The sequence below is a fragment of the Streptomyces spiroverticillatus genome (assembly GCA_014650415.1).
Taxonomy (GTDB): domain Bacteria; phylum Actinomycetota; class Actinomycetes; order Streptomycetales; family Streptomycetaceae; genus Streptomyces; species Streptomyces spiroverticillatus.
In genome coordinates this window covers 537,125-554,849 of record BMUX01000005.1, presented here as the reverse complement: position 1 = coordinate 554,849, position 17,725 = coordinate 537,125, and the positions used below count along the sequence as shown (strand labels likewise).

The following is a 17,725-nucleotide window of genomic DNA, read 5'->3' as shown; positions in this document are numbered from 1 at the left end:
CCAGAGACGTGCGGTGGCCGTATCGGATGGCGCAGATTCTCTTGCCGCCGAAGACGACCGAGAGCTACCTCGCAGGCCTCCGTCTCTGTACCGCCATGATCTGGATCAAGGACCTCCCCCGAACCAACCCTTGATCACGACCAGATACGCGCCCTCATACCCACACTGTTTCCCGTTGGATGTGTCAGACGGCCGTGGCCGACACAGTGGTCCCTTTGGCCGTGTGCCGCTCAGCGATACCGGAGCTCGTGGCGCACTCACCACCTTCAGCTGCCGGCGGGCACGACGAGGACAGAGATCGGACCGTGCACCCTTCGCCCCTCCGTCGCGGGATGCAAGAAGTACGACCGCCTCAGCGGTCGTCAGTCGTCGGCGTACGCGCTCCAATGACCTTCCAGAATCTCGGCGACCTCCGCGGGGCGCTGGAGCAGCGGCCAGTGGTTGCTGTCCATCTCGACCACCTCGGAGGCATGCAGGGAGGCGCCGAGCTTGCGCCCGAACTCGATTTGGCACGCGGGGTCGAGGGCTCCCCAGAAGACCAGACAGGGCGCCGACACGGCGGACAGTCCCGGTTCCCACTCCGCCCCCATGCTGACCGCAGAGCGGTACAGCTTGAGGATGGAGTCCTTCATTGGCTCGTCCACGCGGCTCGCCATGTCCTTGGCCAGCCCGATGGGTACGTCGAAACCGGCCGCCAGGTCCTCGGCGAACGGCTCCGCACGCAGTTCGCGCATGAAGCGGTTGCCCTCGACCTGGTCCTGCCAGATCTTGGCCAGCGGGTGCCACACGTAACTGGAGTTGACCGGCCCGTTGCCTCCGGCCCAGGTGCGGACCAGGTCGGGGCGCAGACAGGCGACGCGGAGCGTGAGAATGCAGCCCCAGTCGTGACCGACCAGGTCCACCGGCTCACCGAGCCTTTCCAGTCGTCGGACCAGCCAGTCGACGTACTCCTCCTTGGAGGAGCCGAAGCCGTTCGGGCGCGCGGCACCGAAACCGGGCAGGTCCCAGGCTTCCACGTCGGCCCTGGTCAGGTGCTGTCGCACACCGTCCCATACGTGATGAGTGTCAGGCACTCCGTGGATAAGGATGGCAGGCATGAGTGACTCCTTCGTCAAAAGGCGGACTGGGCCTCACGGATGAAGAGATCTCACATATTGTCACAGCGTGTTTTCCAGTGCCGCACTCCGTCGGGACATTTCTCTCACCGGAGGACCGGGCCATGTCAGGTGATCCGCGTCCAGCCGGTCTGCTCTGCAAAGAACGCTGCGGCCACACGGTGATGGGGCGTGGCCTCCCGGCCATCCGGACGTGACGGGAGGGCAAGGAAGCGGGCTTCCTCCTCGAAGAACATCTCCCGCTCGAAGAGCAACGCAGATCACAGGTACGGCAAGTTGGCGGATCACAGGTACGGCAAGTTGACCGAACAGATCCTCAGCCACCTTTCACAGGTCGGTGACACTGGTGTGCGCGCGCGACGTGGCAACCGTTCTGGGCCGCGTCACCGGCAGAGGGAGCATCAACGCCATCGCAGCACGCTCGACCGTCTCAGCGGCGCGTCCCGGGGCCAGCGCACCGGCCGGGGCCTCTATCGTGCCCAACAGGACTGAGCGGAAGAGAAAGAGCCAGTTCATAGCCCCGGACGCCGATTTCGCGGGGGTTCGAAAGCGTCCGGGGCCACGGCACCCGCTCGGCTCTGTGCAGCGGGTGCGTCGTGTTCCCGACGCCTTCGCGGAGTGCGCCTCGCCGTCGGAACCACTGCATTCAGCCTACCTCACTGAAACACGCCCAATGACACTGTTGGTTCTGGGAAGCGCTTCGTTCCATGACAGTGCCAGTCTTCCTGGAGACCAGCCGCCGCGCTCGGATCATCGGAGAACGTGAAGCACTCGTATCAGTCCTCGCGTCTCTCCCTGCGCTCATTCGCTCACCGTCCCCCGCAGTCCCGCCCACATCGAACAGCGGTACCACATTGACGGTGCGGGCCCCGTGTGTGGCGCTCATTGCGGCGAGCCGGGGATCGGCTGGGGAACCTCCGGATGCCTGCGCTGGAAGAGCGCCTGACCATGGTCGATGTCGAGCCGATCGGAACAGAGAGCTCCGGTCACTTGCCGACCGCCCGCGACCACACCGCGGCCATGTACGCGAAACTCCGGCACCATGTCGTCGAACACCTCGGCCGACCGCGAAGACAGGTGGCGGATGACGCGTTTTGGTCAACGGCGGTCGCCGCCATGGAACGGTTCCTGGAACGCAACGTCGACGCCCACCCCGAGGCGGCCGATTGCACTGCCGCCCTCACCACCCCTCTCGGCCTCCTGACCGACGACAGCGCCACCGCTGTGCTGCGTCAGATCACGCAGGCCCATGTCTTCGACCACTGCAGCCAGGGAGGGACGTTCGGTTCACCCTGTTCAGCATCGCGATGCTGAAGTTCCTTGAGGCACAAGACACTCTCCGCTCGTAATCAACCACAGGGTGCGGCGTAGCTGTCACAAGGTGATCCGCTGTCCGGTCAATCGGTCGAGCACCGATGAGACACCGACGGTGACTCATCTGAAAACACACATCTCATTCACCAATTCGGAGTTGGCATGCTTTCCGAACGATCCGCACAGATCGTCCGCACGACTCTTCCCACCGTGGGTGCCTCCCTCGACACCATCACCGAGCTGTTCTACCGCCGTATGTTCGAGGAACGGCCCGAACTGCTCGACGACTTGTTCAACCGGGCGAACCAGGCCAGCGGCACGCAGAAGGAGGCACTGGCCGGCGCAGTCGCCGCCTTCGCGACCGCGCTCGTCGGGCATCCGGACGAGCGCCCCGACGCGGTGCTGAGCCGCATCGCGAACAAGCACGCCGCACTCGGTATCACCTCCGACCAGTACACGCTGGTCGCCCGGCACCTCCTCCAAGCCATCGCCGAGGTCCTCGGGGATGCCGTGACCCCGGCGGTGGCATCAGCCTGGGACGAGGTCTACTGGCTGATGGCCAACGCCCTCATCGCCATGGAAGCGCGCCTGTACGCGCAGGCACAGGTCGAGGACGGCGCCGTCTGGCAGACCATGGAGATCACGGAACGCCATGAGGAGACCCCCGACGCGGTGTCCCTCATCCTGCGACGCGCCGACGGGTCGGCGACCGGACCGTTCACCCCCGGCCAGTACGTCAGCGTGCGGGTCGAACTGCCCGACGGGGCACACCAGACACGGCAGTACAGCCTGTCCTCGGCCCCCGGCCTCAAGACCTGGCGCATCACCGTCAAGCGGGAGTACTCCCCCGACGGCCACGTGCCCGAGGGTGAGGTCTCCTCCTGGCTGCACGCCCACGCCACAGCCAGCGGCGCCCTTCAGGTTTCCCTCCCCTTCGGTGACCTCCTGCTGCCCGAGGGCGACAACCCGCTGCTGCTCGCCTCGGCAGGCATCGGCGTCACCCCCATGCTGGCCATGCTGGAACACCTCGCCACCACCTCGCCCCACCGGCCCGTGACCGTCGTCCACGCGGACCGCTCCCCCAGTGATCACGCCCACCGGCTCGAACTCGTCGAACTGGTCGGCCGACTCACCCATGCTTCGCTGCACGTGTGGTACGAGGACACCGATCACCCGGACGCCGCCGCGGATCATGTCAGCGAGGGCTGGGCCGACATCGCCCGCCTCTCCCTCCCACCTGACACCACGGCATTCCTGTGCGGTCCCCTGGCCTTTATGAAGGCCGCCCGCACCGATCTGCTCGCCCATGGGCTGAGGCCCCCGTCCATCCATTACGAAGTGTTCGGCCCGGATCTCTGGCTCAGCAAGTAGCACCACGCCCGCCGCGGAACAGCGCCCCGAAGGACCTCGACAAGCGAGCGAAAAGGTGAAGCTTCCCCGTGATCCGGACACGTGATCGATATGCCGCAAGGGCATGTTGGTGTCGTTGCCTGGTCTCGGCCGGGCTGAGGTGGTCGAAGACTTTGTGCTTGCGCAGGCGACGGCGGTTGCCGAAGGTCTCGATGAAGGTGAAGACCTCGGCGCGGGCGGTCGCCCGGCCGGGCCAGGTCCGGGTGCCGATCTCCTTCTCCAAGAGGCCCCAGAATCTCGACGACGAGGTCGGCTCGGTGGTGATCTGCCATGGCATAGCCGATGACCTCGCGGGTGGCGCGTTCCAGCCAGCAGGCGAGGTAGAGCCGGCCCTCGGCGGTGGGCGGGCAGGTGATGTCGCCGACCAGCTTGGTCCCGGGACGCTCGGCGTGGAAGTCACGGCCGATCAGGTCCGGGGCCGGCTTCGCCTTCGCATCCGACCGGTTCAGCGAGCGGCGCTGGCGCCGTATGACGCCACGTATGTCGCGCTCGCGCATGACGCGGGCGCCAAGCTTGCGGTTCACCCACTGCCCCAGGCGTCGCAGTTCAGCGTGAATGCGCGGGACACCGTAGGCATGGCGAGAGGCGACGTGCGGCACCGTGATCTCCTGCCCGAGCGCGTCGTCCACGGCCTCCCGGGCGCGGCGGGCCACCTCGCCATCACACCACGCGCTGTACGACGAGCGGGCGGCCTTCAGCGCCCGGCACAGCAGAACGACCGGGTAGTTCGCCTTCTCCGCGTGGATGAACCGGTACAGCTCACTCACCGGACTCGCCCTCACCCCGACCCGCCTTGGCCCGGCGGTACCAGCCACGCAGGGACTCCGAGCGGATGCCGAGTTCCCGACCCACCGCAGTGACCGTCTTGCCCGAAGAATCGACGAGCGCGATCGCGCCCCGCTTGAACGGGCACGATGATCTTTAGCCGTGATCCTTGACCTTCGTTCGCCGACAGACGTTGTGGCGGGGCACCAGGGTCCTTGATGCCGCCCTCGGAGATGCCGCCCCGCCTTCGGTACTGGCCGCGGAGGCGCCGCTTCCAGCACGCCTTGTCCGACGGCCCGTCAGAGAGCGTGTTCCTTCTGCTCATCCGCCTGCCGGACACGCCGCCACCACTGCCTCTTGCCTGTGTCGCGTACGACTATCCCAAGCTTCGCCAGTTCCTGTCGCAGCTCCGCGACGTTGCTCTCTTCCTGCTTGTTCAGAGCCTCTGCCCGTGCTTTGAGAAGTGCGTTGCCGCTGACCGGCAGGCCCGGCATGTCCTCGACCCATCGCCTGTATTCGTCCTGGTAGGGATCCCCGTCCGGCAGCCACGGGTATCCGTGTGTCTGAAAGCCGTTCGCGAGCTGCTTGACCGTCGGCAGATCCGCGCCCTCGGTTTTACTTTCCACGGCCAGTTCCTGGCCTCGCTCGCCGAGAACCACAAGCCGCTTGCCGTCGGCGAACACCCCGTGGATCGCGGCCCGGGAAACGCTCTGGCTGGAGTCGCCACGATCCGTTGTGACCTGGTCGTCCTCGATGGTGACGGTCACGTAGCCGTGCTCGGCCATGAGCACGAGGACGCCACCGGCCAAGGCTCCGACCAGCAGGCTGACCAGTGTCACCACTGGTTCAGGTGCGTTGTTGACGAGTTCGACCGGCCCCTCCCACGGAATCCAGGGCCAGGAGGCAGCCCAGTTCGCCAGGAGCTTCAGCAGCCATCCGGCCACTGCTCCCAGGACCGGAAATCCGGCCGCCACAAGAATTCGGTTCGAAATTTTCTGCCGGATCACGGTAGTCATTTCCTTGCCGGACATACCGATACACCTTTCCTCATGAAGCAGGACAAGAACGTGAACGCATAAAAGGGGGCTATGGCTGAATCTTTTGTTTCTGGCTGCACGTGCGCCACGGGGGTGCCGAGAGCGTGGTCCAGGCACGCAGCAGCCACTCCAGCGGGCCGTAGGCGTGGTGTCGCAGCCACCATCGACTGGCCACGGCCTGCGCCGCGAACAAGGCCAGGGCGATCGCCGCAACTCCGACGGGCGGGACGCGGCCGACCAGCGCGGCCCCGAATCCGGTGAACAGCAAGGCGCAGACCAGGGATTGACCGAGATAGTTGGTCAGCGACATGCGGCCCGCCGGCGCGAACGCGGTGACCACGGCCTGTCCTCAGCGGCCGTGGGCGAGGCGGAGCACGGTCGCCGCAAAAGCGGCGGCCAGCAGGGGAGCGGTGATCACATCGAGGCCCATGGCGAGAAGCTGGTACGCGGACTCGGGGTGGTTCAGGCTCGCATCCGCGTACACGATGCCGCCCAGCAGGCCGGCCGTGAAGCCGACCCACTGGAGCCGACGCAGGAGCCGCTGGTGTCGGCCGGTGTCGGCAAAAGCGCGTCGGCGTCCGGCCGCCAGGCCCAGCAGGAAGGCGGCGAGCGCGGACGGCGCCTGGAAGAAGAGCAGCAGGGCGACCACATCAGGCAGTTCCTGCAGGTGGGCGCCGATGACCGACGCGGGGCCGCCGCGCAGGGCCTCGGTCGCCTGTGCCGCGGCGGATGCCGTGGATGTGGGGATGACGCCGCCACCGCCCGCATCGGCGACGGCGAGCGCGAGGAGCGCGTATCCGACTGCGGTCACCGCCAGCAGTGCCAAGGCGATCCGCACCGCGTTAAGGGGCCGGACCCGGCGCAGCGCAAGCAGGATCAGACCCAGGACGGCGTACAGGGTGAGGATGTCGCCGGGGAAGAGGATGACGGCGTGGATGACGCCGATCACGAACAGCCCGGTCAGGCGCCGCAGAAAGCGTGGTGCGAACCGGTCGCCGCGTCGCTCGGCCGAGTCGATCTGCAGCGTGAAGCTGTAGCCGAACAGGAACGAGAACAGCAGGAAGAACTTTGCCTCGAAGAGCACCGTCACCAGCCGGCGGACGACCTCGCTCAGCGGGCCGCCCAGGCCCGGGTCCTCCAGGCCCGTGCCGTGGTAGGCGGATGCCAGGTAGGTGATGTTGACCATGAGGATGCCGAGCAGGGCGAACCCCCGCAGCGCGTCCACCTGCGCCAGCCGGACACCGCCGGCTGGTTGCCTCCCTGTGGCGGGCAGGCGGCGCGCGGGGCTCTCCGTACCTGGTCGGGCACTCACGGGCACTCCTGAATCTATCGAATCCAAAACGGTCGTTTCCGATACGAGCGTACTATGATTCTCGGTGGCGGTCGAAACGAGTGGAGGGACCATGGGTGCATCGCAGGAGGTGGCAGGCGGTCGGGGCAGCAGCGACGCCCCCCGTCTGCATCGAGGCATCCCCGACGGTGCTGAGCGGCAGGTGGCCGCCCTGTACTGGGAGGCATTTGGCTGCAAGCTCGGCAGCACGTTGGGTCCGCCCGCGAAGGGCCGGGCGTTCCTCGCCTCCCATCTGCACCACGACCGCGGCATCACGGCGCTCGGTGGCACAGGCCGCGTCGTCGGTGTCGTCGGCTACCAGCTGGACGGGCGCGGCCTGACCGGCGGCACAGCACGCGACGTACTGTCCGCATACGGCCCGCTGCGCGGGCTCCCCCGGCTTGCACTCCTTGCCTTGTTCACCCGGAAACCCGCCGAGGGCGAACTGGTGATGGACGGCATCTGCGTGGCGCCGGACCACCGCGGCACCGGGATCGGCGGCCTGCTGCTGCACGGCATCGCCGCCGTGGCCGCCGAGAACACCTGCACCCGGATCCGGCTCGACGTCATCGACGTCAACCCGCGCGCCAAGGCCCTGTACGAACGCCATGGCTTCAGCGCCGTACACACCCAACAGACCCCATTTCTGCGGAGATTGATGGGCTTCGGTGCTGTCACCACCATGCACCGTGCCGTCACCCCGGAGGACCTGGGCGGAGGAACTCCCCGATGACACCCACACAGCCGGCCCACGCACCGCGTCCGGAGATCCCCACCCGATTGCTCGTGCACGCCCTGGTCCGCGAAGACGGAACGGTCGACGCCGGCGAGCTCTACGCCGTTGCCGAACTCCTCGGCATGACCGACCAGCAGGTCCGGCTGTGCATCAAGCGCCTCGTCACCGAGGGCAGATTCACCCACGAGGGGCGGGGGCGCAAGGCCGTGCTGCGGGCAGTGGCCGAAGCCGAAACCGGCATCATTGCCCCCGACGCCGACCATGTCCGCCACGCCTACCGGCAGGACCGCGGGTTCGCGCCCTGGGACGGCACGTGGCACCTGTTCGCCTTCGCCATCCCCGAGGCTCGCCGTACCGCCCGCGACGCCCTCCGGGAAACCCTGCTGCACCTGGGCGCGGCACCCGTCCAGGGAGGCCTGTACGTCGCCGCCAACCCCATCGCCGACCTGGTCGAAGCCCGGGCCCGCCAACTCGACGTACTCGGCTCCGTCACCTTCCTCACCAGTACCGACCTGCGCATCGGGGACGCCGCCGACCCTCGTCGACTGGCCTCCGCCACCTGGCCGTTGGGGGAGATCGCCGCCGGACACGAACGCCTCGCGGCCTTCGCGACGACCTGCGCCGACCGGCTGACGCACGGCACAGCCCTGTCCGGGATCGAGCGGCTCACCATGGCCGTGGAACTGGCCGCGGAGTTCAGCCGCGCCATGACTCCCGATCCGTTGCTGCCCCCGGAACTGCTGCCCCAGCCCTGGCCCGGCACCCGGGCCCGCCGACTCGCCCAGGAATGCTGGACCGCTCTGCGCGCCCTCCCCGCAGCTCAGGACACTCCCACCGCACTACCTCGCCTGTTCCGCCATTACAGCGACGCACCCGACGGGCAGTGACCACGGCTCGGCCCCGGCCCTCAACGCGGGGCCGCGCCCGCTGTCGAACGCTTCCCGGCTGAGGGCCGCGTCCTCTCCCCGACCCGGCCGGAACGTGACGCAGCGGCCGGGCGGCGGTCCTGCCGCCGCTCGAGCGCCGATCATCCGCTGTTTGGCCCGGGTGAACTCGTCGTCGCTCAGCGCACCGGAGCGATGCAGCGCCGCAAGCCGCTCCAGGCGCTCGACCAGCGCGGACGCCTCTCCGTTGGGCCCCGTCGCGACGGCAGGCGCGGGCAGGGCACCGGCCACAGCCCCACGGACCTTGCCCGCGAACGCCTCGGCATCCTTGACCTCCTCCCAGCTGTACGCCCCGGTCAGCGCGGTGACCTGGAGGATCTGCCCGGTCAGCCGGGAGGGCGCGACCGCGACGTCGGTGACGTGGCCGGCGGCACCGCCTGCGGAGCCTTGCCCTCTTTGACGCAGAGCAGCCGGTGCGTGGTCAGCACCAGCGTGCCGTCCGTCCACTGGTCCCGGGCCCGCCCGGAGGTCGCCGCCAGGGGTTCCTCGCCGGGCACTGCCGTGTCCACCGCCGCCTTCCCGGCCAGCTGCGCGCACGACTCGTCGCCGAGCACGTCGAAGGCGATGTAGATGAGATCTCCCCAGTCCATGAGGACCCCACTCCAAGAATCGATTACATTGAGAACGATCGTATCGAAAATGAACGATATGATGTCGTGATGCAAACTGGACATACTGCCTTCGGGCCGCCGCAGATCCCCGAAGCGGGTAAAGGCGGTACCGAGAAAGGATCCCCATGAGTGGGACGACGCCTCACAGCCCCGAACTCCGCGCACTGCGCGACCGAGTGACCGCCCCATCAACGGTTTCCCTGCCCGCGGCCGGGGACGGGCTCACCTGGAGGCCGGCCACCACTGCCGACATCGGCCTGATCCTCGACCTGGCGCATGCCGCCGGAAAGATCGACCATCCCCGCTCGCTGGTGACGAGGGACGAACTGGAGGAGGAATTCCGCGGCGAGGCCTTCACCCCCGAGCGTGACGCGGTGATCGCCGTCGACGCCGCCGGGCGGGCCGCCGCCTACGGCTCGGCCACGGCCCCGGCGAGCCAGGAGACGGTCGTCTGGGTCGAGCTCAACGGAATAGTGGCCCCGAACCGCCGACGCGAGGGCATCGGTACAGCCCTCCTGGCGTGGCAGGAGGCCCGCGGCCTTCAGCACCTCGCGGCAAGCGACGCCACGCTGCCAGGGTGGCTCGCATCGGACGCGCAGGACCACGCCACCCCTGCCATCCGGCTCCTGGAGACCCACGGTTACGAGAGAGCCCGGTGGTGGCTGGAGCTGGAGCGTGACCTTGCCGCGCCTGCCGCTGATCCGCCGTCCGCCCCGGGAGTGCGGCTCGTGCCTTACACGGAGAAGTGGAGCGAACGGGCCAGGTCAGCGATGAACGACGCCTTCCGTGACCATTGGGGTTCTCAGCCCGTCACCGCCGCCGAGTGGGCCTCGGGCCACCGGCTGGAGGCATTCCGACCGGACCTGTCCGTACTCGCCGTAGCCTCCGGCCCGCACCGCACCGAGCGCGTCGTCGGATTCGTCTTCGTCGACGTGGAGCCGGACGAGTGGCCGCTGCGCGGCGGCCCGTTCGGGTACGTCTCCACTGTCGGCGTGCGGCGAGAAGCGCGGGGGCAAGGGCTGGCCCGCACGATGCTGGCCCGCGTGATGCGGGCGCTGCGGGCCGACGGGCTGGACCATGCCGTACTCAATGTCGACGCCGAAAGCCCCACGGGTGCTCTCGGGCTGTATCAGAGCCTCGGCTTCACCGTCACCGACCGAGCAGTCAGTCTCGTCAAACGCTTCTGACTCGCCCCGGGTCGGCTCGACTGCCGGGCCCGGCCAAATGCGAGCACACCCCGATCCAGGTGCGTCGGCGAAGCTGGCGAACCGGTCGGCAGGGGCGCTGTGGAAGTGAATGCGCTCGTAGTCGCCGATCGCGGTGCTGAACCCTCCCAGGTTGTAGAAGGCCAGCTCGCTGCACTGAGGGCCGGCCTCGGCCGTCGGGTGCCTCTTCCCGTACACCGACCTCGCCCAGGAATCGCTGATGGGTGCCTTGGTCCGTGGAGGTGTCCCAGGCCATGCCCTCCGCCCGCCGCAGGCCTCGTCGAGGATCTTCACGCCAGGTTTCAGGAACTCCCTACGAAGCCCGAGGCCAGCTGCCCCTGGAGGGGAGCCGCCAAGGTGCCGCCCTGGAGGTCCGTGACGTCGCCCCGCAGCGCCTCCGGGGTCCAGCGTGCTCCACACCTGAATCGCTCGATTCCGTGGTGCACTCGGCACGCAGAGTCAGCACCCCTTCGGTGATGGTGAGTTCGACGTCCTTGGCCGGGTCCGTTCCCGGGAGCCCGGCACCGAGGGTGGAGGTGTCGTCCTTCCTTCGTGTGCCGTGCTGACCGGTGACCGGTGACCGGCGACCGGCGACCGGCGACCGGCGACCGGCGACCGGCGACCGGTCATGCTCAGTGGTCGATCGTGCCTTTGAAGCCCGTGACCGTGCCGTCGGGCTTGACCTCGGTCGCCCTCTGGTCGACGTCCAGCCGGGCACCGTGAGCCACCTCGGCCTCGGCGCCGGTGACCGATCCCCCGACCTCGCCGAGGACCTGCGTGACGGACACCTGGCTGCCGGTCCGTTCGCGCGTCTCGCCGCGGAACGTGAAGCGCTGTCCGTACACGGCCTCGATCAGCGAGCGCAGTTCTCCGGCCAGCAGGGCGAGCTCCTCGTCGTTCGGGTCGATCTCGGCCAGTCCCTGCGCGTAGGGAGAGAGCGCACCCGTCAGGCGGACCAAGGTGCGGTGCTCCCGGTCCAGTACCGCCGCATCGGCGGAAGCCCCCGCCGGCACCCCGTCCAGGGCGTCGCTGGGGGCGATCGGTACGTCGATGCTCCCGGACGCCGGGGGCTCGACCGCGGCTGCGGCAGCGCCTCGTGCCCGCCATGCCGTCAGAAGCTCCGATGCCTGTCCGTAAAGGAACTTGATGCCCTCGGTGAAGACCCAGCCGCCCAGCGCGCTCCACGTGATCGGATCCGGCATGGCCCGCCCCCTCGCTCCGACGTCGCCCTCGGACAGTGTCCTCCTCCGGAGGAGTCATGGCCACCACTGCCCGGTGTCCTCGATCGCGGCCACCGCATCCTGCACGGCCTGTTCCCCGCCGAGGTCCACCGCCATCGGGCCGGTGCACCGTACGAAGTCCAGGACATCTCTGCGTTGCAACGTGGCCACAGCCTGCAGGGTCTGTGCCCATGCCGCATGCAGGGCGGGCGGTTCCAGGCGTCGGAACGCCGACGCGCACTCTGTCATCAGTCGCCCCTGGAGCGCGGGCCCGCCTATGTCACCCGCCACCGCCAGCGCGGTGGTGAGGCCCGTGCCCTGCGAACGCAGGGCGATGGCGAACAGCCAATCCTCGTTCCTGCGCTCCCGGGCCACCTCCAACGCCTCGTCGAGAGCGTCGTCAGGCAGGTAGAGCGGGATCGGACGCTCCGTGATCGCCTCCTCCGCGGTCCGCAGCAGCGGTCGCGGCAGGTACCAGGCGAGGGTTGTGGTCAACTCCGTGCTGAGCGGGTCGGCCAGGTCCCCGACGATCAGCGAGAGTGCCGCTTCGGCGGCCTGGGCCCGCTGTTCATCCCGCAGGTGCGGCAGCAGCCGCACCAGGAGACTGACGCGGTAACGCGTCCTCCAACCGGGGTAGTTGCGGCCGTAGGAGGCTGTACTCGCCTCCATGATCGCGCGGGAGGCAAGCAGGGCGGACAGCCGCCGGGCCGCGTCCGACCGCGGCAGACGCCCGATCAGGTCGAGTGCGGCGTACGTCGTTTCCTGCGCGTCTCCCCAAACCGCCGCGTACGACAGCCAGCCGGCGCTCTGCACGGCCTCGCCGACCAGCCTGAGCGCCTCTTCCCGTTCTCCGGGCGGCAGACTTGGCGTGAGCGTGAGGACGTCGAGGGTCACGCGGTGCGATGCGTACTGCTCCTGCGGGCTGCGGGGCAGCGTCGAAATCCGGCGGAACCGTAGCCGGGCCTCGTCCGGCCCGTCGCCCGTGAACGGTGCGAGTACGGCAGCCGCACGGGGGGAAAGGGCGCCGCCCTGGAGTCCTGCCGCAGCCTCCGCCGCCATACGCCTGGCCCGGCCCGCGTTCGGCTCGGGAAGGTGCGGAGCAAGAGCCGCCGCGGCCAGGGCCCGCCCCCGCACGGACCCGCACGAACATGCGGCCTCGAAGGCACGGTCGAGTGCGGGTGGGGTCAGATGGGGGGCTGCGGCAGCCAGGATCTCGGGGTCCTTGCCGCCCGTTCGCTCGGCGGCAGCGGACAGGAAGCCGTCCAGCAGTCCGTTCGGGACGTGCGGTGCCATGGCCTGCAGCACATGGCGGCGGATGTCCGGGTCTTTGACGGACCGCATGCTGGCAAGCACTTCCGGCACGACATCGTCGGTCAGTTCCGGGGCCAGGACCACGAGTTCCCCGGGCAGTTGCTGGGGGCTCGTCCCGGACAGTCGGCGGCGTAGCTCTTCGGCCATGTCGGGGACGGGGCGGCCCACCAGTTGCCGAAGCTGCCGGATCGTTGCTTGCTGCTCCTTGCCGTCCCCCTGAGCCATCGAGACCTTCAGGACCGCCAGAAGCTCGTTGGCATCGCCTCCCCTGTCCTGCGGATGGCTCACGGAATCCGCGGACGGTGGCCCCAGAGGGAGCGTTCGCACGATCTCGGCCGCCTTGGCCGTGAACCGTGCCTCGTCCTGTTCGGCGCACAACTCGCGGAGCACGGCGGCCATGTCCTCGGAGCCGGTCCCGGTCGCCGCCATGCCCGACATCGCCGTGGCCAGCGCTGCGAGGGCCGTCGCGCGCTTCCCCGTGAAGACGTACCGCTCCCCCGGCGCGCTCGCGTAGTACTGACCGTACCCTCCGGCGATACGACGCTCGTCCTTCAATTCCCTTACCGCTTTCGCCGCCTGTACGAAGACGTCGGCCCTGAGGGATTCCGGCAGGCACGGCAGGAGCCCGGCCAGTACCCGGGCGCGTTCCACGGCATCGGTGATCTGCCGGGTCGACTCGACAGCGGCCGCGAAGGCACCGGCGCGAGCCGGTTGTGGCAGTACCGGAGCCAGCGAGACGAGCGTCCGGGCCCGGGCCTCACCCCTGGGCAGGCGTCCGGCGACGGCCAGGCCCTGACGCGCGGTCCAGACTCCCGCGCGGACGAGGGCGGCCGGGGCTTCGGTCGGCAGGTCGCGGACAAGGCTTGCGGCGCACAGCGCCCAGCGCACTTCCTGCCCCACATGCGGCGCCCGGCCGTCGCGAGCGGCCCGGGCCCGGTCGGCGAGGCGGGCGGCCCGCCAGGCGAGTTCGATGTCGTCGAGCAGTCCGTCGTACGCGTAGTTCCTGCGCGTGTGCCGGATCGGTATCCACCGCTCGTCGACGAGCGCCTGGAGACGGTCGAAGTCGCCGGCCGCGAAGAGATGCGCGGCCAGGTGGTCGAGCCCGTAGGCGTCGCAATCGGTCCAGTCGTCGCGGTGGCGCCAGTAGTGCCGGGCGATCGCCCGGTGCGTATGTGTTCCGTCCAGCCAGTACTCGCCTGCTCCTCGATCCCGGTCGAGGAGGAACTCTCCGAAGGACTGGTGGAAGAGGCTGTACGTCCGGCGGCTGGGCTGCACGCCGTCGTCGGCCGTGAGCAGCTCCCGCAGGTCGGCCAGTACCGGGCGGACCACATCGAGGCGCAGACCGGTGAAGGCCGCCACGCGGTCCTCGGTGAGCGGGCTCTGCGCGACCGCCAGGACTCCCAGCACCTTGCCGTGCGTACGGCGCCAGGTCTTCCCCCGTGCACCGACCGAGCGTTGCAGGAATTCGAAGTAGATCTCGTCCAGATCGTCCGGCAGCGCTGCGAGAGAAGCGGGAGTGATGAGCTCACGGCGCTCCAGCAGCATGCGAAGCAGGGACCGCACATGGAGGAAGTTGCCCTCGCCCCGGTCGCGCACGGCGGCGACGAGATCAGGGATCCGCAGACCGTCGGAGAGGAGCCGGTGCAGCACGGCGGCCTCTCGGCGGGTGGCCGACTCCAGATACTCCTGGACATCCTCACGCACCCGCAGCACGGTGTCGCCGTCCGGCGGTTCACCACCATGTCCCCGACCGGGAGAGAGCGTGCGTACGAGGGCGCGGGCGCGACGCAGGGCGTGCAGCAGGGTGCTCATGGGCCGGCAGGTCACGACGAAGCGAACGGTGAGTGGCAGGGCCGCTGTCCGGAGGACGAGGTCGGCGATGGAGACGCCGCCTCCGTAGTGCAGGCTCTCGTCCAGCGCGTCGACGAGGATCACCACCGGCCGGCCGGGCGTGGTGCGGGCAAGGGCTTCGAGCGGTTCGCGCACAAGGCGCTGGAAGCGGTCCTCGGGACTCGCGCTCACCACGAGCTGCTCGATCTCGGCGCCCACCACGGTCCCCCAGTTGTCCCCCACGTGCTGCCGGATGCTGACCGTGGGGGCAAGGGCGCTCTGGACCGCATCGGCGAATGCGGGGTAGCGGTACTTCAGTTGGTGCGAAAGCGAGTCCGCGAACGTGTGCGGGTCGATCCAGTGCCGATCGCCGGCCGCGCAGAAGTGAACGGCCGACAGGAATCCGGGGGCCGGAGCGCCGGGCGCGGGGGGTGCCGCGGCCCCCGGCACGGGGACCTCACCCGCGGACATCTGGACGAGCCGGGCCGCGACCGCCGTCTTTCCGGCTCCCGGCTCTCCCGTCAGCGCGAACACCCGTGCTCCGGACGGATCCGCGAGCCAGCGGTGAATCTCGTCGAAGACCCAGGCGCGCCCCGCGAAATCGGCGGTCCGCTCCGCGACGTAGCCGGAGAAGTCGATGACCGGCATGGACGGCTGGGACATGGCACACCTCGCTCGGGGTGATGGCGAGCAGGTCTGATGCACCATCATATGTCGTGTGGCGTAACCTGTTCTGGCAGTCCTTGCGAGCATGGACGGGGGCCGGGATCGCGATGCAGGTCTGGCCGGGAGAGGCATATCCGCTGGGGGCGACGTACGACGGCGCGGGTGTCAACTTCGCCGTCTTCTCCGAGGCAGCAGACCGCGTCGAGCTCTGCCTGTTCGACGACGACGGCGCGGAGACCCGCGTAGAACTGCGCGAGCAGGACGCCTGCATCCACCACGCCTACCTCCCGGGGCTCGCCCCGGAGCAGTGCTACGGCTTCCGCGTCCACGGACCCTACGCTCCGGAGCTCGGGTACCGTTGCAATCCGGCGAAACTCCTGCTGGATCCGTACGCCCTCGCCGTGAGCGGCTCGATCGAGTGGCACGAGGCGCTGTACGGCGAACACCTCGGTGCCCCCACCCGGCGCAACGACCTCGACTCCGCGCCCTACACCCTGCGCTCGGTCGTGGTCAACCCGGATTTCGACTGGGGCGACGACCGGCCACCACGCACCCCCTACCACCGCAGTGTCCTGTACGAGGCGCATGTGAAGGGCCTGACCGTCCTGCACCCCGACATCCCCGAGGAGGTCCGGGGGACGTACATGGCTCTGGCTCACCCGGCCGTCCTGGATCACCTGGTCGAACTGGGCGTGACCGCAGTGGAGTTGATGCCGGTCCACCAGTTCGTCCCGGACCGGAGCCTGGTGGAGAGGGGGCTCACCGACTACTGGGGGTACAACACCATAGGTTTCTTCGCCCCGCACAACGCGTACGCGTCCTGGGGCGACCGAGGCCAGCAGGTGCTGGAGTTCAAGACGATGGTCAAGGCCCTGCACGCGGCAGGTGTCGAAGTGATCCTGGACGTGGCCTACAACCACACGGCGGAGAGCGACCACCTCGGGCCGACGCTCTCCTTCCGGGGACTGGACAACGGCTCGTACTACCGCCTCGCCCGCGATCCGAGGTACTACCTGGACACCACCGGGACGGGCAACAGCCTCCTCATGCGTTCCCCGCACGCCCTTCAGCTCATCATCGACTCGCTGCGCTACTGGGTGACCAACATGCACGTCGACGGATTCCGCTTCGACCTCGCATCCGCTCTGACCCGGCAGTTCGACGAGGTGGACCGGCTCTCCACGTTCTTCGACCTGGTGCAGCAAGATCCTGTGATCTCACAGATCAAACTGATCGCAGAACCCATCGACCTGGGCGAGCAGGGCGATCAGCTCGGCAACTTCCCTCCGCTGTGGACGGAGTGGAACCGCCGCTATCTCGACACCATGAGAGAACTGTGGCGCGGCGGCTCCCTTCCGCTCGGCGAGTTCGCGGAACGGTTCACGGGGTCCTCCGACATGTACCAGGACGACGGACGACGGCCGCTCGCCTCCGTGAATTTCGTGACCTGCCACGACGGTCTCACGCTGCGCGATCTGGCCGAGTACGAACTGGGGGCGGGCGAGGAGAACTCACGGAGGAGCCGGCTTCAGCGCAGTCTCCTCACCACGCTCCTTCTCTCGCAGGGTGTGCCGATGCTCTCCCACGGCGACGAACTCGGCCGCACCCAGTTGGGCGAGGACAACGCGTACTGCCACGACAGCGATTTGTGCTGGGTCCACTGGCCCGCGAGCAGCGACACCGAGATCGCCCAGGAGTCCGCGCAACTCCTCTCCTTTACAGGCCAGTTGGTGCGACTTCGACGCGAGCACCCGCTCCTGAGCCGCCGCCGCTTCTTCCACGGACGACCGGTGCACGGTATCTCCGACGACCTGCCCGACATCGAGTGGCTGACCCCCGAAGGCCGTCCCTTCGTCGAGCGCCCCTGGCCTCACGTCACCGTCGTCGGCTCCTTCACCGTCTTCCTCAACGGCAACGCCATCACCGAACCGGACGGGTTCGGCCGGCGGATCCTGGACGACTCGTTCCTGGTGATGTTCAACGCCGAGGAAGCACCCAGGCTGTTCACGATCCCGCGCGACCATCACGGACCGTGGCAGGTCGTCATCGACACAGCGCTGCCAGACGCCCTGGAACCAGGCTCCGGCGCGAAGCTCCACGCGGGCAGTTCCCTGCAACTGGCCGGGAGCTCGGTGGTCGTGCTCACAAGTCCTGCGGGGTGAAGCCCTCTCACCCGCCCGCTGAACGCATCCGAGAACGTCCGGTGAACGAGCATCTGCTGACCAGCGGCG

Annotated in this window: 13 protein-coding genes and 3 pseudogenes; 7 read left to right on the top strand and 9 right to left on the bottom strand. The window is 68.7% G+C overall.

Going from position 1 to position 17,725, the window contains the following annotated elements:
- Nucleotides 1-362: 362 nt before the first annotated feature.
- Nucleotides 363-1,097 carry an alpha/beta fold hydrolase gene (locus IE269_RS17175; RefSeq protein ID WP_189823816.1) on the bottom strand — a complete coding sequence of 245 codons (735 nt, stop codon included), beginning with the start codon at nt 1,095-1,097 and terminating at the stop codon, nt 363-365.
- 309 nt (nt 1,098-1,406) lie between these two features.
- On the opposite strand from IE269_RS17175, the pseudogene IE269_RS43200 reads away from it, so the two are divergent.
- From IE269_RS43200 to IE269_RS17165, 3 genes and pseudogenes are all read left to right on the top strand, one after another.
- Nucleotides 1,407-1,607, top strand: a pseudogene (locus IE269_RS43200) (hypothetical protein); the annotation flags it as partial.
- A 429-nt stretch (nt 1,608-2,036) separates the two neighbouring features.
- Nucleotides 2,037-2,429, top strand: a complete 393-nt coding sequence (locus IE269_RS17170) for a hypothetical protein (protein ID WP_189823815.1) — start codon at nt 2,037-2,039, stop codon at nt 2,427-2,429.
- A gap of 162 nt (nt 2,430-2,591) precedes the next feature.
- A complete protein-coding gene (locus tag IE269_RS17165; protein WP_189823814.1) occupies nt 2,592-3,800 on the top strand; it encodes a globin domain-containing protein in 1,209 nt (402 codons plus the stop codon).
- Here the strand turns inward: IE269_RS17165 and IE269_RS17160 are convergent.
- From IE269_RS17160 to IE269_RS17145, 4 genes and pseudogenes are all read right to left on the bottom strand, one after another.
- Entirely contained in the window at nt 3,761-4,606 is an 846-nt protein-coding gene (locus IE269_RS17160) for an IS3 family transposase (protein WP_189823813.1), read from the bottom strand. The two genes, IE269_RS17165 and IE269_RS17160, sit on opposite strands and share 40 nt — an antisense overlap.
- A pseudogene (locus tag IE269_RS43780) lies at nt 4,599-4,733 on the bottom strand (transposase); the annotation flags it as partial. The pseudogene IE269_RS43780 and the gene IE269_RS17160, both read right to left, overlap by 8 nt.
- 170 nt (nt 4,734-4,903) lie before the next feature.
- Nucleotides 4,904-5,635, bottom strand: coding sequence for a YqeB family protein (locus IE269_RS17150; protein ID WP_189823812.1), 732 nt, complete (start codon nt 5,633-5,635; stop codon nt 4,904-4,906).
- Nucleotides 5,636-5,690: 55 nt separating this feature from the next.
- A pseudogene (locus tag IE269_RS17145) lies at nt 5,691-6,866 on the bottom strand (DUF418 domain-containing protein).
- A 178-nt stretch (nt 6,867-7,044) separates the two neighbouring features.
- On the opposite strand from IE269_RS17145, the gene IE269_RS17140 reads away from it, so the two are divergent.
- On the top strand, nt 7,045-7,704 hold the full coding sequence (locus IE269_RS17140; RefSeq protein WP_189823811.1) for a GNAT family N-acetyltransferase: 660 nt from the start codon (nt 7,045-7,047) through the stop codon (nt 7,702-7,704).
- The gene (locus tag IE269_RS17135) at nt 7,701-8,594 is read left to right on the top strand and encodes a PaaX family transcriptional regulator C-terminal domain-containing protein (RefSeq protein ID WP_189823810.1); all 894 of its coding nucleotides are present in this window, start codon (nt 7,701-7,703) and stop codon (nt 8,592-8,594) included. Before IE269_RS17140 ends, IE269_RS17135 begins: the two co-directional genes overlap by 4 nt.
- Here the strand turns inward: IE269_RS17135 and IE269_RS43195 are convergent.
- Together IE269_RS43195 and IE269_RS43190 are read right to left on the bottom strand one after the other, a co-directional pair.
- Nucleotides 8,547-8,882 carry an SHOCT domain-containing protein gene (locus IE269_RS43195; RefSeq protein WP_229897775.1) on the bottom strand — a complete coding sequence of 112 codons (336 nt, stop codon included), beginning with the start codon at nt 8,880-8,882 and terminating at the stop codon, nt 8,547-8,549. The genes IE269_RS17135 and IE269_RS43195 overlap by 48 nt on opposite strands.
- Nucleotides 8,883-8,977: 95 nt before the next feature.
- Nucleotides 8,978-9,241 carry a hypothetical protein gene (locus IE269_RS43190; protein WP_229897774.1) on the bottom strand — a complete coding sequence of 88 codons (264 nt, stop codon included), beginning with the start codon at nt 9,239-9,241 and terminating at the stop codon, nt 8,978-8,980.
- 146 nt (nt 9,242-9,387) lie between these two features.
- On the opposite strand from IE269_RS43190, the gene IE269_RS17125 reads away from it, so the two are divergent.
- Nucleotides 9,388-10,449, top strand: a complete 1,062-nt coding sequence (locus IE269_RS17125) for a GNAT family N-acetyltransferase (RefSeq protein ID WP_189823808.1) — start codon at nt 9,388-9,390, stop codon at nt 10,447-10,449.
- Nucleotides 10,450-11,099: 650 nt separating this feature from the next.
- Here IE269_RS17125 and IE269_RS17120 read toward each other — a convergent pair.
- A complete protein-coding gene (locus tag IE269_RS17120; RefSeq protein ID WP_189823807.1) occupies nt 11,100-11,669 on the bottom strand; it encodes a hypothetical protein in 570 nt (189 codons plus the stop codon).
- A gap of 54 nt (nt 11,670-11,723) precedes the next feature.
- The gene (locus tag IE269_RS17115; protein ID WP_189823806.1) at nt 11,724-15,491 is read right to left on the bottom strand and encodes a P-loop domain-containing protein; all 3,768 of its coding nucleotides are present in this window, start codon (nt 15,489-15,491) and stop codon (nt 11,724-11,726) included.
- 110 nt (nt 15,492-15,601) lie between these two features.
- On the opposite strand from IE269_RS17115, the gene glgX reads away from it, so the two are divergent.
- A complete protein-coding gene (gene glgX / locus IE269_RS17110) occupies nt 15,602-17,656 on the top strand; it encodes a glycogen debranching protein GlgX (RefSeq protein WP_189823900.1) in 2,055 nt (684 codons plus the stop codon).
- The last annotated feature ends 69 nt before the right edge of the window (nt 17,657-17,725 follow it).